The sequence below is a fragment of the Salmonella sp. SAL04202 genome (genome assembly GCF_046550775.1).
Lineage (GTDB): Bacteria > Pseudomonadota > Gammaproteobacteria > Enterobacterales > Enterobacteriaceae > Salmonella > Salmonella enterica.
Genome location: NZ_JBGDXK010000003.1, coordinates 386,664 through 411,785 on the forward strand (window position 1 = coordinate 386,664; position 25,122 = coordinate 411,785).

Consider the following 25,122-nt stretch of genomic DNA (forward strand, 5'->3'; position numbering starts at 1 on the left):
ATAAACGCGACGCATGAAAGCAGCGGCAAAAACGCAAAAATCGAAGCGCCAGGAAGAACAGACCAACTTCATCAGTTGGCGTTTTGCGTTGCTGTGCGGCTGTATTTTACTGGCGCTGGTTTTTTTACTTGGACGCGCGGCGTGGCTACAGATTATCGCCCCGGATATGCTGGTGCGTCAGGGCGATATGCGTTCGCTGCGTGTTCAGGAAGTCTCCACCTCACGCGGTATGATTACCGACCGTTCCGGGCGTCCACTGGCGGTCAGCGTACCGGTTAAGGCGATCTGGGCCGACCCGAAAGAAGTTCATGACGCCGGCGGCATCAGCGTTGGCGATCGCTGGAAAGCGCTTTCTACTGCGCTCAATATTCCGCTCGATCAGCTCTCCGCCCGTATCAACGCCAACCCGAAAGGGCGTTTTATTTATCTGGCGCGCCAGGTAAATCCTGACATGGCGGACTACATCAAAAAACTCAAACTGCCGGGCATTCATTTGCGTGAAGAATCCCGCCGCTACTACCCGTCAGGAGAAGTAACCGCTCACCTCATCGGTTTTACCAACGTCGACAGTCAGGGGATTGAAGGCGTTGAAAAGAGCTTTGATAAGTGGCTTACCGGTCAGCCTGGCGAGCGAATCGTGCGTAAAGACCGCTATGGTCGCGTGATTGAGGATATCTCCTCCACTGACAGTCAGGCAGCGCACAACCTGGCGTTAAGCATTGATGAACGCTTACAGGCGCTGGTTTACCGCGAACTGAACAACGCGGTGGCGTTTAACAAGGCGGAATCCGGTAGCGCGGTGCTGGTCGATGTCAATACCGGTGAAGTACTGGCGATGGCGAATAGCCCTTCCTATAACCCCAACAACCTTGCCGGTACGCCGAAAGACGCGATGCGTAACCGTACCATCACCGACGTGTTTGAACCGGGTTCTACGGTTAAGCCGATGGTGGTGATGACTGCGCTTCAGCGCGGTATCGTCAACGAAAATACGGTGTTGAATACCGTTCCATACCGAATTAACGGCCACGAAATTAAAGACGTGGCGCGCTACAGCGAATTAACCCTGACCGGGGTTCTACAGAAGTCGAGTAACGTCGGTGTATCCAAACTGGCGTTAGCGATGCCGTCCTCAGCGTTAGTAGATACTTACTCACGTTTTGGGCTAGGAAAGGCGACCAATTTGGGGTTGGTCGGAGAACGCAGTGGCTTATATCCTCAAAAACAACGGTGGTCCGACATAGAGAGGGCCACCTTCTCTTTCGGCTACGGGCTAATGGTAACGCCGTTACAGTTAGCGCGAGTCTATGCAACGATCGGCAGCTATGGCATTTATCGCCCGCTGTCGATTACCAAAGTTGATCCGCCTGTACCCGGCGAACGCATCTTCCCTGAATCCACCGTACGCACCGTGGTGCATATGATGGAAAGTGTAGCGCTACCGGGCGGCGGCGGCGTGAAGGCGGCAATTAAAGGCTACCGTATCGCGATTAAAACCGGTACGGCGAAAAAAGTGGGGCCGGACGGTCGCTACATCAACAAATACATTGCTTACACCGCAGGCGTCGCGCCTGCGAGTCAGCCGCGCTTCGCGCTGGTGGTTGTCATCAACGATCCGCAGGCGGGTAAATACTACGGCGGCGCCGTTTCCGCGCCGGTATTTGGTGCCATCATGGGCGGCGTTCTGCGCACCATGAACATCGAACCGGACGCGCTGGCAACGGGCGAAAAAAATGAATTCGTAATTAATCAAGGCGAGGGAACAGGTGGCAGATCGTAATTTGCGCGACCTTCTTGCTCCGTGGGTGGCTGGACTACCCGCGCGAGAACTGCGAGAGATGACGCTCGACAGCCGTGTGGCTGCGGCGGGCGATCTCTTTGTGGCAGTGGTGGGTCATCAGGCGGACGGGCGTCGATATATCCCGCAGGCGATAGCGCAAGGCGTAGCTGCCATTATTGCAGAGGCGAAAGACGAGGCGAGCGACGGTGAGATTCGCGAAATGCACGGCGTACCAGTCGTCTATCTCAGCCAGCTCAATGAGCGTTTATCTGCGCTGGCGGGCCGCTTTTACCATGAGCCATCTGAAAACATGCGTCTGGTGGCGGTGACCGGCACCAATGGCAAGACCACCACCACCCAACTACTGGCGCAGTGGAGCCAGTTGCTCGGCGAAACCAGCGCAGTGATGGGGACGGTAGGTAACGGACTGTTGGGTAAAGTGATCCCGACGGAGAACACAACCGGTTCCGCAGTGGATGTTCAGCATGTGCTGGCCAGTCTGGTTGCGCAGGGCGCGACCTTCGGCGCGATGGAAGTCTCTTCTCACGGCCTGGTGCAGCATCGCGTGGCGGCGCTGAAATTTGCCGCCTCCGTGTTTACTAATTTGAGCCGCGACCATCTCGACTATCATGGCGATATGGCGCATTACGAGGCGGCAAAATGGATGCTTTATTCCACCCACCATCACGGTCAGGCAATCGTCAACGCCGATGATGAAGTTGGACGCCGCTGGCTGGCGTCGCTACCCGATGCGGTCGCGGTTTCAATGGAAGGGCATATCAACCCTAACTGTCACGGTCGTTGGCTGAAAGCGGAGGCGGTGGAGTACCACGACCGCGGAGCGACGATTCGTTTTGCTTCAAGCTGGGGTGAAGGCGAAATCGAAAGCTGCCTGATGGGCGCGTTTAACGTCAGCAACTTACTGCTGGCATTGGCGACGCTGCTGGCGCTGGGCTATCCGTTAACGGATTTGCTGAAAACCGCCGCGCGTTTGCAGCCGGTTTGCGGGCGTATGGAAGTGTTCACTGCGCCAGGCAAACCGACGGTGGTGGTGGATTACGCGCACACGCCGGATGCGCTGGAAAAAGCGTTGCAGGCGGCGCGTCTGCATTGCGCCGGAAAATTGTGGTGCGTCTTTGGCTGTGGCGGGGATCGTGACAAAGGTAAGCGCCCACTCATGGGGGCCATTGCCGAAGAATTCGCGGATATCGTCGTGGTGACTGACGATAACCCGCGTACCGAGGAGCCGCGCGCCATTATCAACGATATTCTGGCCGGAATGCTGGACGCCGGGCAGGTCAGGGTAATGGAAGGCCGCGCTGAGGCGGTAACCAATGCCATTATGCAGGCAAAAGACAATGACGTCGTGCTGATTGCAGGTAAAGGGCACGAGGATTACCAGATTGTCGGCACGCAGCGTCTTGATTATTCAGACCGCGTGACCGCAGCGCGTTTGCTGGGGGTGATCGCATGATTAGCGTAACGCTCAGCAAAATTGCCGATGTCCTTGGCGCCGAACACCGCGGGGCGGATCTCACGCTCGATACGGTCATTACCGACACACGGAAAGTGACGCCGGGATGCCTGTTCGTGGCGCTGAAAGGGGAACGCTTTGATGCGCATGATTTTGCTGATAAAGCAAAAGCGAACGGCGCTGGCGCCCTGCTGGTCAGTCGTCCTCTGGATATCGATCTTCCGCAGGTGATTGTAAAAGACACGCGTCAGGCATTTGGCCAACTGGCCGCCTGGGTACGTATGCAGGTACCGGCGCGGGTGGTGGCGTTAACCGGTTCGTCCGGCAAAACCTCGGTCAAAGAGATGACCGCCGCGATTCTTAGCCAGTGCGGAAATACTCTGTATACCGCAGGCAATTTTAACAACGACATCGGCGTGCCGATAACGCTGCTGCGCTTAAACCATGATTATGACTATGCGGTAATCGAGTTAGGCGCTAATCACCAGGGAGAAATCGCCTGGACCGTTAGCCTGACGCGCCCGGAAGCGGCGCTGGTCAATAACCTGGCGGCGGCGCATCTGGAAGGTTTCGGCTCGCTGGCCGGCGTGGCGAAAGCGAAAGGCGAAATCTATACCGGTTTGCCTGAAAACGGTATCGCGATTATGAATGCCGATAATAATGACTGGCTGAACTGGCAAAGCATTATTGGCGATCGTCAGGTGTGGCGCTTTTCGCCGAATGCGGCAAACAGCGACTTTACCGCTGCGAATATCCACGTGACGTCACACGGTACCGAATTTACCCTGCAAACGCCGATGGGCAGCATTGATGTGCTGCTGCCGTTGCCGGGGCGGCACAATATTGCCAACGCGCTGGCGGCCGCTGCTTTATCAATGGCGGTGGGGGCGACGCTGACGGCGATTAAAGCAGGGCTGGCGGCGTTAAAAGCTGTACCCGGGCGTCTGTTCCCGATTCAGCTAAGTGAAAACCAACTGGTACTGGATGACGCTTATAACGCCAACGTCGGTTCGATGACCGCCGCAGTGCAGGTCCTTTCTGAAATGCCCGGCTACCGCGTGCTGGTGGTAGGCGATATGGCCGAGCTGGGCGCAGAAAGCGAAGCGTGCCACATCCAGGTTGGCGAGGCCGCAAAAGCGGCGGGTATTGATCGCGTGTTAAGCACCGGAAAACTCAGTCAGGCTATCAGCCACGCCAGCGGCGTCGGCGAACATTTTGCCGATAAAGCCGCGCTCATTGCGCGTTTACACGCTCTGCTTCAGGAGCAACCGATGATGACTATTTTAGTGAAAGGATCACGCAGCGCCGCGATGGAAGATGTGGTTCATGCGTTACAGGAGAAAGGTTCATGTTAGTTTGGCTGGCCGAGCATTTGGTCAAATATTATTCCGGCTTTAACGTCTTTTCTTATCTGACGTTTCGCGCCATCGTCAGCCTGTTGACCGCGCTGTTCATCTCTTTATGGATGGGCCCGCGTATGATCGCTCGTCTGCAAAAACTCTCTTTTGGCCAGGTGGTACGTAACGATGGCCCGGAATCGCACTTCAGTAAACGCGGTACGCCGACGATGGGCGGCATCATGATCCTGACGGCGATTGTGATTTCCGTTCTGTTATGGGCTTACCCGTCTAACCCGTACGTCTGGTGCGTGCTGGTGGTATTGATTGGCTACGGCATTATCGGTTTTGTCGATGACTACCGCAAAGTGGTGCGGAAAGATACCAAAGGGCTGATTGCGCGCTGGAAATATTTCTGGATGTCGGTTATCGCGCTCGGCGTGGCCTTTGCGCTTTATCTCGTCGGGAAAGACACGCCCGCGACCCAACTGGTGGTGCCGTTCTTTAAAGATGTTATGCCGCAATTGGGGCTGTTTTACATTCTGCTGTCCTACTTTGTCATCGTCGGTACGGGTAACGCCGTAAACCTGACCGACGGGCTTGATGGTCTGGCGATTATGCCGACTGTTTTCGTTGCCGCCGGCTTTGCGCTGGTGGCCTGGGCGACCGGGAACATGAACTTCGCCAATTACCTGCATATTCCGTATTTACGCCATGCGGGCGAGCTGGTGATTGTCTGTACGGCGATTGTCGGCGCGGGATTAGGATTCTTGTGGTTTAACACCTATCCGGCGCAGGTTTTTATGGGCGATGTCGGATCGCTGGCGTTGGGCGGCGCGTTGGGCATTATCGCCGTGCTGCTGCGTCAGGAGTTCCTGCTGGTGATCATGGGCGGCGTCTTTGTGGTGGAAACTCTGTCGGTCATCCTGCAGGTGGGTTCCTTTAAACTACGCGGACAGCGTATTTTCCGTATGGCGCCTATCCATCACCACTATGAACTGAAAGGCTGGCCGGAACCGCGCGTGATTGTGCGCTTCTGGATTATTTCGCTGATGCTGGTGCTGATTGGCCTGGCAACGCTGAAGGTACGTTAATCATGGCTGATTACCAGGACAAAAACGTCGTCATTATTGGTCTGGGCTTAACCGGACTCTCTTGCGTGGACTTTTTTCTCGCCCGCGGCGTGACGCCGCGGGTGATGGATACTCGCGTGACGCCGCCGGGTCTGGATAAGCTGCCGCAAGAGGTTGAGCGTCACGTTGGCGGCCTGAACGACGAGTGGCTCTTAGCGGCGGATTTAATCGTCGCCAGCCCTGGTATTGCTCTGGCGCATCCCTCTCTTAGCGCTGCCGCCAGCGCTGGAGTAGAAATTGTCGGCGATATCGAACTGTTTTGCCGCGAAGCGCAGGCGCCGATTGTGGCCATCACCGGCTCGAACGGCAAAAGCACCGTGACCACCTTAGTGGGCGAGATGGCGAAAGCGGCGGGCGTCAATGTCGGCGTTGGCGGCAATATCGGTCTTCCGGCGCTGATGCTGCTGGATGCCGATCGCGAATTGTACGTGCTGGAATTATCCAGTTTCCAACTGGAAACTACCTCAAGTTTGCAAGCGGCGGCGGCAACGGTGCTCAACGTCACTGAAGATCATATGGACCGGTATCCGTTTGGTTTGCAACAGTACCGGGCGGCGAAACTGCGCGTCTACGAGAAGGCGAAAGTGTGCGTGGTGAATGCCGATGACGCGTTGACGATGCCGGTACGCGGGGCCGATGAACGCTGCGTCAGCTTTGGCGTCAATATGGGTGATTATCACCTTAATCGTCAGCAGGGCGAAACCTGGCTGCGAGTCAAAGGCGAGAAGGTGCTGAACGTGAAAGAGATGAAGCTTTCCGGGCAGCATAACTATACCAATGCGTTAGCGGCGCTGGCGCTGGCGGATGCCGTAGGTCTGCCGCGCGCCAGCAGTTTGAAGGCGTTGACGACATTTACCGGTCTGGCGCATCGCTTCCAGCTGGCGTTGGAGCATAACGGCGTACGTTGGATCAACGACTCGAAAGCGACCAACGTCGGCAGTACCGAAGCGGCGCTAAACGGTTTGCATGTGGACGGTACGCTGCATCTGCTGCTGGGCGGCGACGGTAAGTCGGCAGACTTTTCTCCGCTGACACGCTATCTGACCGGCGATCGTATCCGCCTGTATTGCTTTGGGCGCGATGGCGCGCAGCTTGCCGCACTGCGTCCGGAAATCGCCCAACAGACTGAGACGATGGAAGAGGCGATGCGTTTGCTGGCGCCGCGCGTTCAGCCGGGTGATATGGTGCTGCTGTCGCCCGCCTGTGCCAGCCTCGATCAGTTTAAAAATTTTGAGCAACGGGGCGATGTCTTTACCCGTCTGGCGAAGGAGTTAGGTTGATGCGTTTATCTCTCCCCCGTCTGAGAATGCCGCGCGTACCAGGCTTTGGCCTCCTGGCCTGGCTGTTTGCGGCGCTTAAAGGCTGGGTGATGGCTTCGCGCGATAAAGACGCCGACAGTCTGATCATGTATGACCGCACGCTGCTATGGCTGACCTTCGGGCTGGCGGCGATTGGTTTTGTCATGGTGACGTCGGCCTCCATGCCAGTCGGGCAGCGCCTGGCGAACGATCCGTTTTTGTTTGCCAAACGTGATGCGCTCTATATCTTCCTGGCATTTTGTCTGGCGATGGTCACGCTACGTTTGCCCATGACCTTCTGGCAAAAATACAGCACGACGATGCTGATTGCGTCGATCATTATGCTGCTTATCGTGCTGGTCGTCGGGAGCTCGGTTAACGGGGCGTCGCGCTGGATTGCGCTGGGGCCGCTGCGTATTCAGCCTGCGGAGTTTACCAAGCTGTCGCTGTTCTGCTACCTCGCGAACTATCTGGTGCGTAAGGTTGATGAGGTGCGAAATAACCTGCGCGGCTTTTTAAAACCAATGGGCGTGATTCTGGTGCTGGCGGTGTTACTGCTGGCGCAGCCTGACCTCGGGACGGTGGTCGTACTGTTTGTCACCACGCTGGCGATGCTGTTTCTCGCCGGGGCGAAATTATGGCAGTTCATCGCCATTATCGGGATGGGCATCTCGGCGGTGATTCTGTTAATCCTCGCCGAACCGTATCGTATTCGCCGCGTTACCTCGTTCTGGAACCCCTGGGAAGATCCGTTCGGCAGCGGTTATCAGCTGACGCAGTCGCTGATGGCTTTTGGTCGCGGTGAGATATGGGGGCAAGGGCTGGGGAATTCGGTGCAGAAACTGGAGTATTTGCCGGAGGCGCACACCGATTTCATCTTCGCCATTATTGGGGAAGAACTGGGTTATATCGGTGTGGTATTGGCGCTTTTAATGGTATTCTTCGTCGCTTTTCGCGCGATGTCGATTGGCCGTAAGGCATTGGAGATTGACCACCGTTTTTCCGGATTTTTAGCGTGTTCTATCGGTATCTGGTTTAGTTTTCAGGCGCTGGTAAACGTTGGCGCGGCCGCGGGGATGCTGCCGACCAAAGGTCTTACGCTGCCGCTGATCAGTTATGGCGGGTCGAGTCTGTTGATTATGTCGACGGCCATTATGTTTTTATTACGTATTGATTATGAAACGCGTCTGGAAAAAGCGCAGGCGTTTACACGAGGTTCTCGATGAGTGGTCAACCGAAGCGGTTAATGGTGATGGCGGGCGGTACCGGCGGGCACGTGTTCCCGGGACTGGCCGTTGCGCATCATTTAATGGCCCAGGGCTGGCAGGTTCGCTGGCTGGGTACCGCCGATCGTATGGAAGCGGATTTAGTGCCGAAGCATGGCATCGACATTGACTTTATTCGGATCTCCGGTCTGCGCGGTAAAGGCGTAAAAGCGCTTCTGGCGGCGCCGCTGCGGATTTTTAACGCCTGGCGGCAGGCTCGGGCGATCATGAAGCGGTTTAAGCCGGATGTCGTGCTGGGAATGGGCGGTTATGTTTCCGGCCCCGGCGGTCTTGCCGCCTGGTCATTGGGTATTCCGGTCGTTTTGCATGAGCAAAACGGTATCGCCGGGCTGACCAATCAGTGGCTGGCCAAAATCGCGACCACGGTGATGCAGGCGTTTCCCGGTGCGTTTTCGAACGCGGAAGTGGTGGGTAACCCGGTGCGTACCGACGTACTGGCGTTGCCGTTGCCGCAGGTGCGTCTGGCCGGTCGTGACGGCCCGATTCGCGTGTTGGTGGTCGGCGGTTCTCAGGGGGCGCGAGTCCTGAACCAGACGATGCCGCAGGTTGCCGCCAGACTGGGCGATACGGTTACAATCTGGCATCAAAGCGGAAAAGGCGCGCAGCTCACGGTAGAGCAGGCATATGCCGGGGCGGGACAACCGCAGCATAAGGTAACGGAATTTATCGATGACATGGCCGCCGCCTATGCGTGGGCGGATGTGGTGGTATGTCGTTCCGGCGCTTTAACGGTGAGCGAGATCGCCGCCGCCGGATTACCGGCGATATTTGTGCCGTTTCAGCATAAAGACAGGCAGCAGTACTGGAATGCGCTGCCGTTAGAAAACGCCGGCGCAGCTAAGATTTTTGAGCAGCCGCAGTTTACTGTAGAGGCTGTCGCCGACACCCTGGCGGGGTGGTCGCGCGAGGCGTTGTTAACCATGGCGGAGCGTGCCCGCGCGGTATCCATTCCGGATGCTACCGAGCGCGTCGCCAGTGAAGTCAGCCGGGTTGCCCGGACATAATTTGTGGCGGTGCCTTTTGCATCGCAGGGTTTTTCTACCCTCAATAATTTGGGTTGCAGGCAAGCCAACGCATCTGCAATTTGAAGTATGGCGGGTATTGGAGTTAATGGCGTAAAGAATGAATACACAACAACTGGCAAAACTGCGTTCCATCGTGCCCGAAATGCGTCGCGTTCGGCACATTCACTTTGTCGGCATCGGTGGTGCTGGTATGGGCGGTATTGCCGAAGTTCTGGCCAATGAAGGGTATCAGATCAGTGGTTCCGATTTAGCGCCGAATCCGGTGACCCAGCAGTTGACGAGCCTGGGGGCGACGATTTTCTTTAACCATCGTCCGGAAAATGTGCGTGATGCCAGCGTGGTCGTCGTTTCCAGCGCAATTTCCGCGGATAACCCGGAAATTGTCGCGGCGCATGAAGCGCGTATTCCGGTTATTCGCCGTGCGGAAATGCTGGCGGAACTGATGCGTTTTCGCCACGGCATCGCCATTGCCGGGACGCACGGAAAAACCACAACGACCGCGATGGTGTCCAGTATTTATGCCGAAGCGGGGCTGGACCCGACTTTCGTGAATGGCGGACTGGTGAAAGCCGCAGGCGTTCATGCGCGTCTGGGCCATAGTCGTTACCTGATTGCCGAGGCAGATGAGAGCGACGCATCCTTCCTGCATTTGCAGCCGATGGTCGCGATCGTCACCAACATCGAAGCCGACCATATGGATACCTATCATGGCGACTTTGAAAATTTAAAGCAGACGTTTATTAACTTCCTGCATAACCTGCCGTTCTACGGTCGCGCGGTAATGTGCGTCGACGATCCGGTCATCCGCGAGTTGCTGCCGCGGGTGGGGCGTCAGACCACGACGTATGGCTTTAGCGAGGATGCTGACGTCCGCGTAGAAGATTATCAGCAGATAGGGCCGCAGGGGCACTTTACGCTGTTGCGCCAGGGAATGCCGGATCTGCATGTCACGTTGAATGCGCCGGGTCGCCACAATGCCCTGAATGCCGCCGCAGCAGTGGCGGTAGCGACCGAAGAAGGCATCGACGATGACGCTATCCTGCGCGCGCTGGAAAGCTTCCAGGGGACCGGGCGTCGTTTTGACTTCCTCGGCGAGTTCCCGCTTGAGCCGGTGAATGGTAAAGCCGGGACGGCGATGCTGGTGGATGACTATGGCCATCATCCGACTGAAGTAGACGCCACCATTAAAGCTGCGCGAGCAGGGTGGCCGGATAAAAACCTGGTGATGCTGTTTCAGCCGCACCGTTACACGCGCACGCGCGATCTGTATGACGATTTCGCCAATGTGCTGACCCAGGTCGATGCGCTGCTGATGCTGGACGTTTACCCGGCGGGCGAAGCGCCGATTCCGGGCGCGGATAGCCGTTCTTTATGTCGTACGATTCGTAATCGGGGAAAAATTGACCCGATTCTGGTTTCCGATCCGGCTCAGGTTGCGACAATGTTAGCGCCGGTGCTGACGGGTAACGACTTGATATTAGTGCAAGGCGCAGGAAATGTTGGCAAAATTGCGCGTTACTTATCTGAAATCAAGCTGAAGCCGCAAATCCAGGAGGAAGAGCAACATGGCTGATAAAATCGCGGTCCTGTTGGGCGGAACCTCTGCGGAGCGGGACGTTTCGTTAAATTCCGGCGCGGCAGTGTTGGCTGGGCTACGTGAAGGCGGTATTGATGCGCATCCCGTCGATCCGCAAGAGGTCGATGTCGCGCAGCTTAAAGCAATGGGCTTTCAGAAGGTCTTTATTGCGTTGCATGGCCGCGGCGGTGAAGATGGCACCTTACAGGGAATGCTTGAGCTGCTCGGCCTGCCTTATACCGGTAGCGGCGTGATGGCCTCGGCGCTTTCCATGGATAAACTGCGCAGTAAATTGCTGTGGCAGGGCGCAGGCTTACCGGTTGCGCCGTGGGTCGCGCTGACGCGCGCTGAGTTTGAAAAAGGCCTTAGCGAAGAACAAAAAGCGCGAATTTCGGCGCTGGGTTTACCGCTGATCGTCAAACCCAGCCGTGAAGGCTCCAGCGTCGGTATGACGAAAGTAGTAGAAGAAAATGCTTTACAGGGTGCGTTATCATTGGCTTTTCAGCATGATGACGAAATACTGATTGAGAAATGGCTGTGCGGTCCGGAATTTACGGTGGCGATAGTTGGCGAAGAAATTTTACCGTCAATTCGTATCCAACCGGCAGGAACCTTCTATGATTATGAGGCGAAGTATCTCTCTGATGAGACTCAGTATTTCTGCCCTGCCGGTTTAGAAGCGTCCCAGGAAGCCGCGCTACAGTCTCTCGTCCTGCAGGCATGGAAAGCTTTAGGCTGCACGGGATGGGGGCGTATTGACGTCATGCTGGACAGCGATGGTCAGTTTTATCTGCTGGAAGCCAATACTTCTCCGGGGATGACCAGCCATAGTCTGGTGCCGATGGCGGCGCGTCAGGCGGGAATGAGCTTCTCGCAGTTAGTGGTACGAATTCTGGAGTTGGCGGACTGATATGTCGCAGGCTGCGCTGAACACGCGAAACAGTGATGAAGAGACGCCTTCTTCACGCCGCAATAATGGAACGCGTCTTGCAGGAATTTTATTTCTGCTGACGGTACTGTGCACCGTGTTTGTTAGCGGGTGGGTCGTGTTAGGGTGGATGGAAGATGCGCAGCGTTTACCGTTATCAAAGCTGGTATTAACCGGCGAGCGTCACTACACGCGTAACGATGATATCCGTCAGGCGATACTGGCTCTGGGCGCGCCGGGAACCTTCATGACGCAGGATGTGAACATTATCCAGAGCCAGATTGAGCGTTTGCCGTGGATTAAACAGGCCAGCGTCAGAAAACAGTGGCCTGATGAATTGAAGATTCATCTGGTTGAATATGTGCCGATTGCGCGTTGGAATGATCAACATATGGTCGATGCTGAAGGGAACACCTTCAGCGTGCCGTCAGACCGCATCGGCAAACAGGTTTTACCCATGTTGTATGGCCCGGAAGGCAGCGCGAGTGAAGTGTTGCAGGGATACCGCGAGATGGGGCAGGTGCTGGCTAAGGATAAATTCACTCTAAAGGAAGCGGCGATGACCGCACGTCGCTCCTGGCAATTGACGCTTAATAACGGCATTAAGCTCAATCTCGGCAGGGGCGATACGATGAAAAGGTTGGCTCGCTTTGTAGAACTCTATCCGGTTTTACAGCAGCAGGCGCAAACCGATGGCAAACGGATTAGCTACGTTGATTTGCGTTATGACTCAGGTGCGGCAGTTGGCTGGGCGCCGCTCCCCCCTGAGGAATCTAATCAGCAACAGAATCAGGCACAGGCAGAACAACAATGATCAAGGCGACGGACAGAAAACTGGTAGTAGGACTGGAGATTGGCACCGCGAAGGTTGCCGCTTTAGTAGGGGAAGTTCTGCCCGACGGTATGGTCAATATCATTGGCGTGGGCAGTTGCCCATCGCGGGGTATGGATAAAGGCGGGGTGAATGACCTTGAGTCAGTGGTGAAATGCGTTCAGCGCGCCATTGACCAGGCGGAATTGATGGCCGATTGCCAGATCTCCTCGGTATATCTGGCGCTTTCCGGCAAACATATTAGCTGTCAGAATGAAATTGGTATGGTGCCCATTTCCGAAGAGGAAGTGACGCAAGAAGATGTGGAAAACGTCGTGCATACTGCGAAGTCAGTGCGCGTGCGCGATGAACATCGCGTGCTGCATGTGATTCCTCAGGAGTACGCCATTGACTACCAGGAAGGCATTAAAAATCCGGTCGGTCTTTCCGGCGTGCGTATGCAGGCGAAAGTACATTTGATTACCTGCCACAACGATATGGCAAAAAACATTGTCAAAGCTGTTGAACGTTGTGGTCTGAAAGTTGACCAACTGATATTTGCCGGACTGGCGGCCAGTTATTCCGTGTTAACGGAAGATGAACGTGAACTGGGCGTCTGTGTCGTGGATATCGGCGGTGGTACAATGGATATCGCCGTTTATACTGGCGGCGCGCTGCGTCATACCAAAGTGATCCCTTACGCGGGGAACGTGGTGACCAGCGATATCGCTTATGCCTTTGGTACGCCGCCGAGCGATGCTGAAGCCATTAAAGTCCGCCACGGTTGCGCGCTGGGTTCCATCGTCGGTAAAGACGAGAGCGTTGAAGTACCGAGCGTAGGCGGGCGTCCGCCGCGCAGCCTGCAACGTCAGACGCTGGCGGAAGTGATTGAGCCGCGTTACACCGAGCTGCTCAATCTGGTCAACGAAGAGATATTGCAATTACAGGAACAGCTTCGCCAACAAGGGGTAAAACATCACCTGGCGGCGGGGATTGTGTTAACCGGCGGCGCGGCGCAAATCGAAGGGCTTGCTGCTTGCGCTCAGCGCGTGTTTCATACGCAGGTGCGTATCGGCGCGCCGCTGAATATCACCGGTCTGACGGATTATGCCCAGGAGCCGTATTACTCAACGGCGGTGGGATTGCTTCACTACGGGAAAGAGTCCCACTTAAACGGTGAAGCAGAAGTGGAAAAACGTGTTACGGCATCAGTTGGCTCGTGGATCAAGCGACTTAATAGCTGGCTGCGAAAAGAGTTTTAATTTTTATGAGGCCGCCAGATATTACGGCCTCAGGCGACAGGCACATGACGGAGAGAGATTATGTTTGAACCTATGGAACTAACCAACGACGCGGTGATTAAAGTCATCGGCGTCGGTGGTGGCGGCGGTAACGCTGTTGAACACATGGTGCGCGAGCGCATCGAAGGTGTTGAATTCTTCGCGGTGAATACCGACGCGCAGGCGTTGCGTAAAACGGCGGTTGGCCAGACCATTCAAATTGGTAGCGGCATTACCAAAGGTCTGGGCGCCGGCGCTAACCCGGAAGTCGGTCGTAACGCGGCGGACGAAGACCGTGAAGCGCTGCGTGCGGCGCTTGAAGGCGCAGACATGGTATTTATCGCGGCAGGCATGGGCGGCGGTACCGGAACCGGCGCGGCGCCAGTGGTTGCTGAAGTGGCAAAAGATTTAGGTATTCTGACCGTTGCCGTGGTGACTAAGCCTTTCAATTTTGAAGGCAAAAAGCGCATGGCATTTGCGGAGCAGGGTATCACCGAGCTGTCCAAGCATGTGGACTCGTTGATCACCATCCCGAACGACAAGCTGCTGAAAGTGCTGGGCCGTGGTATCTCCCTGCTCGACGCGTTCGGCGCGGCTAACGACGTGCTGAAAGGCGCGGTTCAGGGTATCGCAGAGCTGATCACCCGCCCGGGTCTGATGAACGTCGACTTTGCTGACGTGCGTACCGTGATGTCTGAAATGGGCTACGCAATGATGGGCTCCGGCGTGGCGAGCGGTGAAGACCGTGCGGAAGAAGCGGCTGAAATGGCTATTTCTTCTCCGCTGCTGGAAGATATCGACCTGTCCGGCGCGCGCGGCGTGTTGGTCAACATTACGGCGGGCTTCGACCTGCGTCTGGATGAGTTCGAAACCGTCGGTAACACCATCCGTGCCTTTGCATCGGATAACGCCACCGTGGTTATCGGTACTTCTCTGGACCCGGATATGAACGACGAACTGCGCGTGACCGTTGTTGCCACTGGAATTGGTATGGACAAGCGTCCTGAAATCACTCTGGTCACCAATAAACAGGTGCAGCAGCCGGTGTTGGATCGTTATCAGCAGCACGGTATGGCGCCGCTGACGCAGGAGCAAAAAACGGTCGCGAAAGTGGTTAACGACAATACACCACAGGCGGCGAAAGAGCCGGATTATCTGGATATCCCCGCATTCCTGCGTAAGCAAGCTGATTAAGAATTAGCTGGAATTTGGGATTCTGGGCTCTTTGTGCTAAACTGGCCCGCCGAATGTATAGTACACTTCGGTTGGATAGGTAATTTGGCGAGATTATACGATGATCAAACAAAGGACACTTAAACGTATCGTTCAGGCGACTGGCGTCGGTTTACACACCGGCAAAAAAGTCACCCTGACATTACGCCCTGCGCCGGCCAATACCGGGGTCATCTATCGTCGCACCGACTTGAATCCACCGGTAGATTTCCCGGCCGATGCCAAATCTGTGCGTGATACCATGCTCTGTACGTGTCTGGTGAATGAGCATGATGTACGGATTTCAACCGTTGAGCACCTGAACGCTGCTCTGGCGGGCTTAGGTATCGATAACATCGTTATTGAGGTTAATGCCCCGGAAATCCCGATCATGGATGGCAGTGCCGCTCCGTTTGTCTACCTGCTGCTTGACGCCGGTATTGATGAACTGAACTGCGCCAAAAAATTCGTACGCATCAAAGAGACTGTTCGGGTTGAAGATGGCGATAAATGGGCTGAATTCAGACCGTACAATGGTTTTACGTTGGATTTCACCATCGACTTTAACCATCCGGCGATCGATTCCAGCAGCCAGCGCTACGCGATGAACTTCTCTGCGGATGCGTTCATGCGCCAGATCAGCCGTGCGCGTACCTTCGGTTTTATGCGTGATATCGAATATCTGCAGTCCCGCGGCCTGTGCCTGGGCGGCAGCTTCGATTGTGCCATCGTTGTTGACGATTATCGCGTATTGAACGAAGACGGCCTGCGTTTTGAAGATGAATTCGTTCGTCACAAAATGCTCGACGCGATCGGTGACTTGTTCATGTGTGGTCACAATATTATTGGTGCGTTTACCGCGTATAAATCCGGTCACGCATTGAATAACAAATTGTTACAGGCAGTCCTGGCAAAACAGGAAGCCTGGGAATTTGTGACCTTCCAGGACGACGCAGAACTGCCGTTGGCTTTCAAAGCGCCTTCGACGGTACTGGCATAACGACATACGCTGTCGTATAAAATTCGACTGGTTAACCTGGCACTCTCTCCGGCCAGGCGAGCCAGTCGTTTTTTTTACTATCCTTTATCTGCGCTTTCCTTAATACAGCCATTTTGACAGGGTTAAATGGAAACACGGCGCGTTCGCTGTTTTCTTAGCCGATTTTCACCTTAGCTTCTCGTCATTACTGCTGTAGCGCGTACGCTTTAATGATAAGATTTGTGCGCAAATTGTTTTGATTCCGTAAGCCCATGAGGGGCATATCAGGTGGCAATGACGTGAGTGGAATACTGACGCGCTGGCGACAGTTAGGCAGACGATACTTCTGGCCGCATCTCTTATTAGGGATGGTCGCGGCGAGTTTTGGTTTGCCCGCGCTCAGTAACGCCGCTGAAACCAATACGCCTGCAAGGACGACCGCCAGCACCGCGTCTAAAGTTAACTTTAGCCATCTTGCGCTGTTAGAAGCCTCTAACCGTCGTCCCAATTTCACCGTAGATTACTGGCATCAGCACGCTATTCGCACGGTGATTCGCCACCTTTCTTTTGCAATGGCGCCGCAAACGCTGCCCGTTGCCGACGCGCCGTCGCCATTACAGGCGCATCATATCGCCTTACTGAATACGCTCAGCGCGATGCTCACGCAGGAGGGCACGCCGCCGGCGATTGTTCGCCGCCTCTCCCTGGCGTATTTTGCGCCACAAACCGCATTTAGCATCCCGGCCTGGATAAGTCAGGCGCAGGGTATCCGCGCCGGTCCGCAACGTCTCAGCTAACGAAAAAAGACCCTTTTACTTTATTTGTAGCTCCGCGGCGCGGGGCATTTGAGACTTTATTATGCTAATCAAATTATTAACCAAAGTATTCGGTAGCCGTAACGATCGTACGCTGCGTCGTATGCGTAAGGCCGTCAGCCTTATTAATGCGATGGAACCGGAGATGGAAAAACTCTCCGATGACGAACTGAAAGCGAAAACCAACGAATTTCGCGCCCGTATTGAAAAAGGCGAAAGCGTAGAGAGCCTGATTCCGGAAGCGTTCGCGGTGGTGCGTGAAGCCAGTAAACGCGTCTTTGGGATGCGTCACTTCGACGTTCAGCTATTGGGTGGTATGGTGCTCAACGATCGCTGTATCGCCGAAATGCGTACCGGTGAAGGTAAAACGCTGACCGCAACGCTGCCAGCCTACCTGAACGCGCTGTCCGGCAAAGGCGTTCATGTGGTAACCGTGAACGACTATCTGGCGCAGCGTGACGCCGAAAACAACCGTCCGCTATTCGAATTCCTCGGTATGTCCGTTGGTATCAACCTGCCAGGTATGCCTGCGCCAGCCAAACGTGAAGCTTACGCTGCCGACATCACTTACGGCACTAACAACGAATACGGTTTTGACTACCTGCGCGACAACATGGCGTTCAGCCCGGAAGAGCGCGTGCAGCGTAAACTGCATTATGCGCTGGTGGATGAGGTCGACTCCATCCTGATCGATGAAGCGCGTACGCCGCTGATTATTTCCGGCCCGGCGGAAGATAGCTCGGAAATGTACAAAAAAGTGAACAAAATCATTCCGCACCTGATTCGTCAGGAGAAAGAAGATTCTGACACTTTCCAGGGCGAAGGCCACTTCTCCGTTGATGAGAAAGCGCGCCAGGTTAACCTGACCGAACGCGGTCTGGTGCTGATTGAAGAGCTACTGGTGCAAGAAGGCATTATGGATGAAGGCGAGTCGCTCTACTCGCCTGGCAATATTATGCTGATGCATCACGTCACCGCCGCGCTGCGCGCGCACGCGCTGTTTACCCGTGACGTGGATTACATTGTGAAAGACGGCGAAGTCATCATTGTTGATGAACATACCGGTCGTACCATGCAGGGGCGTCGCTGGTCTGACGGTCTGCACCAGGCGGTAGAAGCGAAAGAAGGCGTTGAAATTCAGAATGAAAACCAGACGCTGGCGTCTATTACCTTCCAGAACTACTTCCGTCTGTATGAAAAACTGGCCGGTATGACCGGTACGGCGGATACTGAAGCCTTCGAATTTAGCTCTATCTATAAGCTGGACACCGTCGTTGTTCCGACCAACCGTCCGATGATCCGTAAAGATTTGCCGGATCTGGTCTACATGACCGAAGCGGAAAAAATCCAGGCCATTATCGAAGATATTAAAGAACGTACCGCGAACGGTCAGCCAGTGCTGGTTGGGACGATTTCTATCGAGAAATCTGAAGTGGTTTCCAGAGAGCTGACCAAAGCGGGCATCAAACATAACGTCCTGAACGCAAAATTCCACGCCAACGAAGCAGGCATCGTTGCGCAGGCTGGTTATCCAGCGGCGGTCACTATCGCTACCAACATGGCGGGTCGTGGTACCGATATTATGCTGGGCGGTAGCTGGCAGGCGGAAGTCGCCGCGCTGGAAGCGCCGACGGAAGAACAGATTGCGCAGATTAAAGCGGACTGGCAGGTACGCCATGACGCGGTTCTGGCTGCCGGCGGTCTGCATATCATTGGCACCGAGCGCCATGAATCCCGCCGTATCGACAACCAGCTGCGTGGCCGTTCCGGTCGCCAGGGCGATCCGGGTTCTTCCCGTTTCTACCTGTCGATGGAAGATGCGCTGATGCGTATTTTCGCCTCCGATCGTGTCTCCGGTATGATGCGTAAACTGGGGATGAAGCCGGGCGAAGCGATTGAGCACCCGTGGGTGACGAAAGCTATCGCTAACGCGCAGCGTAAAGTAGAAAGCCGTAACTTCGATATTCGTAAGCAACTGCTGGAATATGATGATGTGGCGAACGATCAGCGTCGTGCAATTTATACCCAGCGTAACGAACTGCTGGATGTGTCTGACGTGAGCGACACCATTAACAGCATTCGCGAAGATGTCTTTAAGGCGACTATCGACGCCTACATTCCGCCGCAGTCGCTGGAAGAGATGTGGGATATCCCGGGTTTGCAGGAACGCCTGAAAAACGACTTCGACCTGGAGATGCCGATTGCCGAATGGCTGGATAAAGAGCCGGAGCTGCATGAGGAGACGCTGCGTGAGCGCATCCTGGCGCAGTCCATCGAGGTGTATCAGCGTAAAGAAGAGGTGGTTGGCGCTGAAATGATGCGTCATTTCGAAAAAGGCGTGATGCTGCAAACGCTCGATTCCCTGTGGAAAGAGCACCTGGCGGCGATGGATTACCTGCGTCAGGGTATTCATCTGCGCGGCTATGCGCAAAAAGATCCGAAGCAGGAATACAAGCGCGAATCCTTCGCTATGTTCGCCGCGATGCTGGAATCGCTGAAATATGAAGTGATCAGTACCCTGAGCAAAGTCCAGGTACGTATGCCGGAAGAGGTCGAAGCGATGGAAATGCAGCGTCGCGAAGAGGCGGAGCGCCTGGCGCAGATGCAGCAGCTAAGCCATCAGGATGACGATGCCGCCGTGGCTGCCGATCTGGCCGCCCAAACAGGCGAACGTAAGATTGGACGTAACGATCCTTGCCCTTGTGGTTCCGGTAAGAAATACAAACAGTGTCACGGTCGCCTGAGCTAATGCGATAAACTTACCGGCCTGATAAGACATAATGTGTTGGCATCAGGTCGGTGCTGGCATTATTGCCGAAGGGCGCTACGATTATTCGGCCTGGCATTGAACACAGATAAAAAGGCGCAGGCGACTGCGCCTTTTTTATGGATGCAACAAGATGAAAAAACTGCAAATCGCGGTTGGGATTATCCGCAACCCGAACGACGAAATTTTTATTACCCGACGCGCCGCTGATGCGCATATGGCGAACAAGCTGGAATTTCCCGGCGGAAAAATTGAAGCCGACGAAACACCAGAGCAGGCGTTGATCCGGGAGTTACAGGAAGAGGTGGGGATTACGCCAACACAGGTGACATTATTCGACACTCTGGAATATCAATTCCCGGACCGACACATTACGCTGTGGTTTTGGCTGGTTGAACGCTGGGAGGGCGAACCGTGGGGGAAAGAAGGACAGCCGGGACGGTGGATCGCGCAAAACGCGTTGAATACGGACGATTTTCCGCCGGCCAATGAACCGATTATTCGTAAATTACGCCAATTTGCGCCTTAGTGGGGGATCGCAACACGATCCCCATCGATCTTATTAGCGATTTAATGTCGACATAATTTCCGGCCAGTAGCGGGGGCCGGCTGCGGCGTCGTGAGGAAAAACCGCCTCAATTGCCGCCAGCTCCTGCGGGCTTAGGGTCAGTGATAACGCGCCGAGGTTTTCATCCACCCTGGCGCAGTGGCGGGTGCCGGGAATGGGAACGATGTGCCTGTTGCGGGCCAGCAGCCAGGCCAGCGCTAATTGTGCGGGGGTACACTCTTTTTCGCGTGCCATTTGTTTTATTGCTTCAGCCAGACGTAAATTGCGCGAGAAGTTCTCGCCCATGAACCTGGGATTTGTGCGACGGAAGTCATTCGCAGCAAAATCTTCTGGCGTTTTAATCGTACCGGTCAGAAATCCGCGTCCCAGCGGGCTGTAAGCGACGAATCCTATACCCAACCGTTCACAGGTGGAAAGTGCTGAAATTTCCGCTTCGCGGGACCAAAGCGAATACTCACTTTGCAGCGCGGTAATAGGGTGAACGTTATGGGCGCGTTCCAGCGTTTGCGTTGATGCTTCGGATAGCCCGAGATAACGCACTTTTCCCTCGCGCACCAGGTCCGCCATTGCACCGACAGTCTCTTCTATGGGGACTGATGGATCAACGCGATGTTGGTAGTACAGATCGATATGATCGACCCCCAGGCGTTGCAGACTTTGCTCACAACTACGGCGAACGTACTCCGGCCTGCCATTGACGCCACGCGCCATAGGGTTAGCAGGGTCGAGAATGATACCAAATTTCGTCGCTAAAAATACCCGATCGCGACGATCGGCGATGGCTCTTCCGACTAATCTTTCATTGGTATAAGGGCCATACATATCTGCGGTATCGAGCAGTGTTACCCCCTGATCTAACGCATAATGTAGCGTCTTAATTGAGGTGCTGTCGTCATGAGCGCCGTAAAATGCGCTCATGCCCATACATCCCAGTCCGATGGCTGACACTCGCGGTCCGTTTGCGCCTAATGTACGATATTGCATACTACCTCCATGAGGATATTTTGTGCATGGCAGGCAGTCTATATCTGGCGTATAAGATGAAAAATAGGGGGAATAAGCATGGTTTATGAAGGCTGGCTTAATAATGCGTCATGATGTGATGTCCATATTGCATGCTTTTTGCATGATTGCTGAAAACCATAGCTTCACGCGGGCAGCGGCGCAGTTACATATTTCCACGTCGGCGTTAAGTCAGAATATGCGTCAACTGGAGGATGAACTTGGCGTAAAATTGTTGAACCGAACCACCCGGCGTGTCGGTTTGACAGAAGCAGGACATGCCTTTCTTGCCAGTATCAGGCCCGCATTGAACCATATTGATGAGGCGATGGAACATGCTCGCCAGAGCCGCGATATACCCGGAGGGACATTACGCCTGACCGTACCGCGCACGGCGGCTACGCTTCTGTTACAACCTAATCTCGCCGGTTTCATGCGCGATTATCCCGATATTCGGCTGGATATCGATGTGAATGACGGTTTTGTGGATTTAATTAACGAACGCTTTGATGCCGGTATTCGCTTTGGCGATGCGGTACAACTTGATATGAATGTCGTTCCGCTCGGTGATGTTTTACGCCCGGCGATCGTAGCATCCCCTGCATACCTTGCGCGTTTTGGCACGCCGCTGCACCCTCAGGAACTCATCAATCACCGCTGCCTTTGCCATCGTTTTACGCGTGAGGGCGGGCTATATCGGTGGGAGTTTGTTCACGGAGCGCAACGGCTGGAAATTACGCCGGAAGCCGCGTTAATGGTGAATGATAAAGCGTTGCGTCTCTCCGCCGCGCGTGATGGGGCAGGGCTAACCTATGTTTTTGAACAGGATGTCCACGAAGACTTACAGGATGGGCGGTTGTGTTCCGTGCTTGAGGAGTGGCTGCCTGCGGCGGACCGGTTTTATTTGTATTATCCCGGCCGCGCGCATATGGCACCAAAACTACGCGTATTTATTGATTATTTTTGTCATAAGGCGATATTGCCGTCTCAACAGAGCCATCACTGTTAGCGCTCTTCGCTCCAGTCGTCGCTATCAGACTGGTCGCCGCTGCTGGCGATTCGTTTCTCTTCGGCGGCCCATTCGCCCAAATCAATTAGCTGACAGCGTTTAGAACAAAATGGGCGGAAGGGGCTAATTTCCCCCCAGACGACCGGTTTACCGCAGGTCGGACAGTTTACGACGGTCACGTCAGACATTTTTACTCCTTAGCAACAGGCCAGTTCAAAATCAAGACGCTCCGGCACCAGACCATTTTCACTATCCAGCGGCATAAAGCGAATGGCAAAACGGCTCTTATGGCCGGAAATTTGCGGATAAAGTTGTGAATCGAGCGTCAGCATAAGACGCAGCAAATCGGCGTCGTCCCCGTTATCCTGATAAAAACCGTTCAGGCTGGTTTGCTTACGGAAAGGCGCTGAATTACGGATCAGATCAAGCACCAAAGTCAGCGCCTGGGTGAGGGGATTCAGGCTGGCAAGCCAGCTTTCAATCTGGGCGTCGCGCTGCGCCTGTTGTAGGTGCAACCAGATATGCAGAGTGGGTAAATCGAAACTGCAACAGCCGCCAGGAATACTTAGGCGTTGACGCACAAGGGCAATCAAGCGATCTTCGCGTAGCTGCTGGCCAATCCTCGGGGCGGAGATTAGCACGCTGCCCGCGGATTTTAACTGCTGGCGCAGGGCTTCAATACGGTCTTGATCGACGCCGGGAACCTCAACCCAGGCCTGTAATTTACGCTGCTGGCGCTCCAGTTCTTTCAGCAGTTCGGTACGGACTTCGCCCCGTTCGAACACATCCAGTAGATCGCTGATGTTACGGAAAAAATGCAGTGCGCCAGCATGGTCTGCAATTGGCAGGTTGATGGAGAGCTGTTGGATCAAAAACTCTATGCGCAGCCACGTACGCATCTTCTCATTGAGAGGGTGTTCAAATAGGACCTGGGTGTGCATTACGGTTTTTCCTGTGAGACAAACTGCGACGCGAGCTTAAGATAACTGGCGTGCAGGCGGGCCACATCTGATGCGATAGCATCCGGTGCGCCGTTATTATCAATAACATCGTCCGCCACGGCAAGGCGCACTTCACGCGTCGCCTGCGCAGCGAGAATGTGTTCAACATGCTCGCGCGTAACATCATCACGCTGCATTGTGCGTATGAGCTGCGTTTCGGGCGTCACGTCAACCACCAGTACGCGGTTGGCTTTTTGATACAGCCTGTTTTCAACCAGCAGAGGCACAACCCATAACACATAGGGCGACGTAGCCTGTTGAAACTGTCGTTGGGTTTCCTGCTGAATTAAGGGATGAAGCAGAGCGTTAAGCCAGGCTTTTTCTTCCGGATGCGAAAAAATACGCTCACGCAGCGCCCGGCGACGTAACGTGCCGTTGGCGGCGATAAGTTCAGAACCAAAATGTTCCGCTATTGCGTTCAGGGCGGGCTGCCCTGGCTCAACCATCTGGCGCGCGATAATATCCGCGTCGATGACGGTTATTCCGAGGTCAGCGAAGGCATCAGCGACGGTACTTTTACCGCTGCCAATACCGCCGGTTAAGGCTACGGTATACCTCATATCTCCAGCTTCCGGAATTTTAGTTTGATAATCAAAAGGTTAAATTTTAAACATACAAAGACGATGCGCTCTGAGCATTAACCTACTATTCGCCAGGTAAATTTATGGGATTGTAACGTAAAAAAAGAGAATTTCGCAGTCTTGTACGGCCATGATTAGTGCGTATGATAGCGTCACTGGAGTTGTGAGTTTCGATTTTTCGCCATTAACCCCAGGAATCCGCACATGCGTATTGAAGAAGATCTGAAGTTAGGTTTCAAAGACGTTCTTATCCGTCCTAAACGTTCTACCCTCAAAAGCCGTTCCGATGTCGAACTGGAACGTCAATTCACCTTTAAACACTCAGGTCAGACCTGGTCTGGCGTACCGATTATCGCGGCCAATATGGATACCGTCGGGACGTTTGAAATGGCGCAAGCATTGGCCGGGTTTGATATTCTGACTGCTGTACATAAACATTATACCGTTGAAGAGTGGGCAGCTTTTATCAACACGGCTTCGGCTGATGTTCTCAAGCATGTGATGGTTTCCACCGGGACCTCTGATGCTGATTTCGAAAAAACCGTGCAGATTCTGGCGCTGAATCCTGCGCTGAACTTTGTCTGTATTGATGTGGCCAATGGCTATTCAGAACATTTTGTGCAGTTCGTCGCGAAAGCACGTGAAGCATGGCCGACAAAAACAATCTGCGCAGGCAATGTGGTAACGGGCGAGATGTGCGAAGAGCTTATCCTCTCCGGCGCCGATATCGTGAAAGTGGGAATTGGTCCCGGCTCCGTATGCACGACGCGTGTAAAAACCGGCGTTGGTTATCCGCAACTGTCGGCGGTTATCGAATGCGCTGACGCGGCGCATGGCCTGGGCGGTATGATCGTCAGCGATGGCGGCTGCACCATGCCAGGCGACGTAGCAAAAGCCTTTGGCGGCGGCGCGGATTTCGTTATGTTGGGCGGCATGCTGGCGGGGCACGAAGAGAGCGGCGGCAGCGTGGTAGAAGAGAACGGCGAGAAATTTATGCTGTTCTACGGCATGAGTTCGGAATCTGCGATGAACCGTCATGTCGGCGGCGTCGCGAAATACCGCGCGGCAGAAGGTAAAACGGTTAAATTGCCGCTGCGTGGGCCGGTGGGCAATACTGCCCGCGATATCCTGGGCGGTCTACGCTCAGCCTGCACTTATGTCGGCGCGTCTCGCCTGAAAGAGTTGACCAAACGCACCACCTTTATTCGGGTGCAGGAACAAGAAAACCGCATTTTCAATAGCCTCTAATATTCTGGCTGG

The 25,122-nt window shown here is 54.7% G+C and carries 22 protein-coding genes; 18 read left to right on the top strand and 4 right to left on the bottom strand.

Going from position 1 to position 25,122, the window contains the following annotated elements:
* The first annotated feature begins 13 nt into the window (after nucleotides 1-13).
* The 16 genes from ftsI to mutT all read left to right on the top strand — a co-directional run bounded on the left by ftsI (nucleotide 14) and on the right by mutT (nucleotide 20,230).
* Nucleotides 14-1,780 carry a peptidoglycan glycosyltransferase FtsI gene (gene ftsI, locus ACLJQJ_RS15600; protein WP_000642235.1) on the top strand — a complete coding sequence of 589 codons (1,767 nt, stop codon included), beginning with the start codon at nucleotides 14-16 and terminating at the stop codon, nucleotides 1,778-1,780.
* Nucleotides 1,767-3,254, top strand: a complete 1,488-nt coding sequence (gene murE / locus ACLJQJ_RS15605; protein WP_000775072.1) for a UDP-N-acetylmuramoyl-L-alanyl-D-glutamate--2,6-diaminopimelate ligase — start codon at nucleotides 1,767-1,769, stop codon at nucleotides 3,252-3,254. Before ftsI ends, murE begins: the two co-directional genes overlap by 14 nt.
* The gene (gene murF / locus ACLJQJ_RS15610; RefSeq protein ID WP_000626636.1) at nucleotides 3,251-4,609 is read left to right on the top strand and encodes a UDP-N-acetylmuramoyl-tripeptide--D-alanyl-D-alanine ligase; all 1,359 of its coding nucleotides are present in this window, start codon (nucleotides 3,251-3,253) and stop codon (nucleotides 4,607-4,609) included. Before murE ends, murF begins: the two co-directional genes overlap by 4 nt.
* Nucleotides 4,603-5,685, top strand: a complete 1,083-nt coding sequence (gene mraY / locus ACLJQJ_RS15615; RefSeq protein ID WP_000964138.1) for a phospho-N-acetylmuramoyl-pentapeptide-transferase — start codon at nucleotides 4,603-4,605, stop codon at nucleotides 5,683-5,685. Before murF ends, mraY begins: the two co-directional genes overlap by 7 nt.
* Before the next feature lie 2 nt (nucleotides 5,686-5,687).
* Nucleotides 5,688-7,004, top strand: coding sequence for a UDP-N-acetylmuramoyl-L-alanine--D-glutamate ligase (gene murD / locus ACLJQJ_RS15620; RefSeq protein WP_000796445.1), 1,317 nt, complete (start codon nucleotides 5,688-5,690; stop codon nucleotides 7,002-7,004).
* Nucleotides 7,004-8,248 carry a cell division protein FtsW gene (gene ftsW / locus ACLJQJ_RS15625; protein ID WP_001239803.1) on the top strand — a complete coding sequence of 415 codons (1,245 nt, stop codon included), beginning with the start codon at nucleotides 7,004-7,006 and terminating at the stop codon, nucleotides 8,246-8,248. Before murD ends, ftsW begins: the two co-directional genes overlap by 1 nt.
* Nucleotides 8,245-9,312 (top strand): undecaprenyldiphospho-muramoylpentapeptide beta-N-acetylglucosaminyltransferase, encoded by a 1,068-nt coding sequence (murG, locus tag ACLJQJ_RS15630; RefSeq protein WP_063808753.1) that lies wholly within the window; start codon nucleotides 8,245-8,247, stop codon nucleotides 9,310-9,312. Before ftsW ends, murG begins: the two co-directional genes overlap by 4 nt.
* Before the next feature lie 118 nt (nucleotides 9,313-9,430).
* A complete protein-coding gene (murC, locus tag ACLJQJ_RS15635; protein WP_001096072.1) occupies nucleotides 9,431-10,906 on the top strand; it encodes a UDP-N-acetylmuramate--L-alanine ligase in 1,476 nt (491 codons plus the stop codon).
* Nucleotides 10,899-11,819 (top strand): D-alanine--D-alanine ligase, encoded by a 921-nt coding sequence (locus ACLJQJ_RS15640; RefSeq protein WP_000763895.1) that lies wholly within the window; start codon nucleotides 10,899-10,901, stop codon nucleotides 11,817-11,819. Before murC ends, ACLJQJ_RS15640 begins: the two co-directional genes overlap by 8 nt.
* Nucleotide 11,820: 1 nt before the next feature.
* Entirely contained in the window at nucleotides 11,821-12,651 is an 831-nt protein-coding gene (ftsQ, locus tag ACLJQJ_RS15645) for a cell division protein FtsQ (RefSeq protein ID WP_000075728.1), read from the top strand.
* Nucleotides 12,648-13,910, top strand: a complete 1,263-nt coding sequence (gene ftsA, locus ACLJQJ_RS15650; protein ID WP_000588463.1) for a cell division protein FtsA — start codon at nucleotides 12,648-12,650, stop codon at nucleotides 13,908-13,910. Before ftsQ ends, ftsA begins: the two co-directional genes overlap by 4 nt.
* A 60-nt stretch (nucleotides 13,911-13,970) precedes the next feature.
* Nucleotides 13,971-15,122, top strand: a complete 1,152-nt coding sequence (gene ftsZ / locus ACLJQJ_RS15655) for a cell division protein FtsZ (RefSeq protein ID WP_000462785.1) — start codon at nucleotides 13,971-13,973, stop codon at nucleotides 15,120-15,122.
* A 100-nt stretch (nucleotides 15,123-15,222) separates the two neighbouring features.
* Nucleotides 15,223-16,140, top strand: coding sequence for a UDP-3-O-acyl-N-acetylglucosamine deacetylase (gene lpxC, locus ACLJQJ_RS15660; RefSeq protein ID WP_000595487.1), 918 nt, complete (start codon nucleotides 15,223-15,225; stop codon nucleotides 16,138-16,140).
* Between the two features lie 278 nt (nucleotides 16,141-16,418).
* A complete protein-coding gene (gene secM, locus ACLJQJ_RS15665) occupies nucleotides 16,419-16,916 on the top strand; it encodes a secA translation cis-regulator SecM (protein WP_000014336.1) in 498 nt (165 codons plus the stop codon).
* A gap of 61 nt (nucleotides 16,917-16,977) precedes the next feature.
* A complete protein-coding gene (gene secA / locus ACLJQJ_RS15670; protein ID WP_000905756.1) occupies nucleotides 16,978-19,683 on the top strand; it encodes a preprotein translocase subunit SecA in 2,706 nt (901 codons plus the stop codon).
* A gap of 151 nt (nucleotides 19,684-19,834) precedes the next feature.
* Nucleotides 19,835-20,230: an 8-oxo-dGTP diphosphatase MutT gene (gene mutT / locus ACLJQJ_RS15675; protein WP_000736058.1), complete on the top strand. Its 396-nt coding sequence runs from the start codon at nucleotides 19,835-19,837 to the stop codon at nucleotides 20,228-20,230.
* Nucleotides 20,231-20,263: 33 nt separating this feature from the next.
* Here mutT and ACLJQJ_RS15680 read toward each other — a convergent pair whose 3' ends face one another.
* The gene (locus ACLJQJ_RS15680; protein ID WP_063808754.1) at nucleotides 20,264-21,253 is read right to left on the bottom strand and encodes an aldo/keto reductase; all 990 of its coding nucleotides are present in this window, start codon (nucleotides 21,251-21,253) and stop codon (nucleotides 20,264-20,266) included.
* 85 nt (nucleotides 21,254-21,338) lie between these two features.
* Between ACLJQJ_RS15680 and ACLJQJ_RS15685 the strand changes: the two genes are divergently transcribed.
* Nucleotides 21,339-22,280, top strand: coding sequence for a LysR family transcriptional regulator (locus tag ACLJQJ_RS15685; RefSeq protein WP_063808755.1), 942 nt, complete (start codon nucleotides 21,339-21,341; stop codon nucleotides 22,278-22,280).
* Here ACLJQJ_RS15685 and yacG read toward each other — a convergent pair.
* Genes yacG through coaE form a run of 3 tightly spaced genes read right to left on the bottom strand, consistent with a single transcriptional unit; the run spans nucleotide 22,277 to nucleotide 23,841 of the window.
* Nucleotides 22,277-22,468 (bottom strand): DNA gyrase inhibitor YacG, encoded by a 192-nt coding sequence (yacG, locus tag ACLJQJ_RS15690; RefSeq protein WP_001286419.1) that lies wholly within the window; start codon nucleotides 22,466-22,468, stop codon nucleotides 22,277-22,279. The genes ACLJQJ_RS15685 and yacG overlap by 4 nt on opposite strands.
* Nucleotides 22,469-22,477: 9 nt before the next feature.
* Nucleotides 22,478-23,221 carry a cell division protein ZapD gene (gene zapD, locus ACLJQJ_RS15695; protein ID WP_000557441.1) on the bottom strand — a complete coding sequence of 248 codons (744 nt, stop codon included), beginning with the start codon at nucleotides 23,219-23,221 and terminating at the stop codon, nucleotides 22,478-22,480.
* Nucleotides 23,221-23,841, bottom strand: a complete 621-nt coding sequence (gene coaE, locus ACLJQJ_RS15700; protein WP_063808756.1) for a dephospho-CoA kinase — start codon at nucleotides 23,839-23,841, stop codon at nucleotides 23,221-23,223. The genes zapD and coaE overlap by 1 nt, the downstream gene beginning before the upstream one ends.
* Nucleotides 23,842-24,066: 225 nt before the next feature.
* Between coaE and ACLJQJ_RS15705 the strand changes: the two genes are divergently transcribed.
* Nucleotides 24,067-25,110 (top strand): GMP reductase, encoded by a 1,044-nt coding sequence (locus ACLJQJ_RS15705; RefSeq protein ID WP_001217365.1) that lies wholly within the window; start codon nucleotides 24,067-24,069, stop codon nucleotides 25,108-25,110.
* Nucleotides 25,111-25,122 lie beyond the last annotated feature (12 nt).

Bases quoted from the DNA above. Each gene is read 5' to 3' on its own strand.
- ftsI (WP_000642235.1), top strand. From the start codon at position 14: ATGAAAGCAGCGGCAAAAACGCAAAAATCGAAGCGCCAGGAAGAACAG.
- murF (WP_000626636.1), top strand. From the start codon at position 3,251: ATGATTAGCGTAACGCTCAGCAAAATTGCCGATGTCCTTGGCGCCGAA.
- mraY (WP_000964138.1), top strand. From the start codon at position 4,603: ATGTTAGTTTGGCTGGCCGAGCATTTGGTCAAATATTATTCCGGCTTT.
- murD (WP_000796445.1), top strand. From the start codon at position 5,688: ATGGCTGATTACCAGGACAAAAACGTCGTCATTATTGGTCTGGGCTTA.
- ftsW (WP_001239803.1), top strand. From the start codon at position 7,004: ATGCGTTTATCTCTCCCCCGTCTGAGAATGCCGCGCGTACCAGGCTTT.
- murG (WP_063808753.1), top strand. From the start codon at position 8,245: ATGAGTGGTCAACCGAAGCGGTTAATGGTGATGGCGGGCGGTACCGGC.
- murC (WP_001096072.1), top strand. From the start codon at position 9,431: ATGAATACACAACAACTGGCAAAACTGCGTTCCATCGTGCCCGAAATG.
- ACLJQJ_RS15640 (WP_000763895.1), top strand. From the start codon at position 10,899: ATGGCTGATAAAATCGCGGTCCTGTTGGGCGGAACCTCTGCGGAGCGG.
- ftsQ (WP_000075728.1), top strand. From the start codon at position 11,821: ATGTCGCAGGCTGCGCTGAACACGCGAAACAGTGATGAAGAGACGCCT.
- ftsA (WP_000588463.1), top strand. From the start codon at position 12,648: ATGATCAAGGCGACGGACAGAAAACTGGTAGTAGGACTGGAGATTGGC.
- ftsZ (WP_000462785.1), top strand. From the start codon at position 13,971: ATGTTTGAACCTATGGAACTAACCAACGACGCGGTGATTAAAGTCATC.
- lpxC (WP_000595487.1), top strand. From the start codon at position 15,223: ATGATCAAACAAAGGACACTTAAACGTATCGTTCAGGCGACTGGCGTC.
- secA (WP_000905756.1), top strand. From the start codon at position 16,978: ATGCTAATCAAATTATTAACCAAAGTATTCGGTAGCCGTAACGATCGT.
- mutT (WP_000736058.1), top strand. From the start codon at position 19,835: ATGAAAAAACTGCAAATCGCGGTTGGGATTATCCGCAACCCGAACGAC.
- ACLJQJ_RS15680 (WP_063808754.1), bottom strand. From the start codon at position 21,253: ATGCAATATCGTACATTAGGCGCAAACGGACCGCGAGTGTCAGCCATC.
- ACLJQJ_RS15685 (WP_063808755.1), top strand. From the start codon at position 21,339: ATGAAGGCTGGCTTAATAATGCGTCATGATGTGATGTCCATATTGCAT.
- yacG (WP_001286419.1), bottom strand. From the start codon at position 22,468: ATGTCTGACGTGACCGTCGTAAACTGTCCGACCTGCGGTAAACCGGTC.
- zapD (WP_000557441.1), bottom strand. From the start codon at position 23,221: ATGCACACCCAGGTCCTATTTGAACACCCTCTCAATGAGAAGATGCGT.
- coaE (WP_063808756.1), bottom strand. From the start codon at position 23,841: ATGAGGTATACCGTAGCCTTAACCGGCGGTATTGGCAGCGGTAAAAGT.
- ACLJQJ_RS15705 (WP_001217365.1), top strand. From the start codon at position 24,067: ATGCGTATTGAAGAAGATCTGAAGTTAGGTTTCAAAGACGTTCTTATC.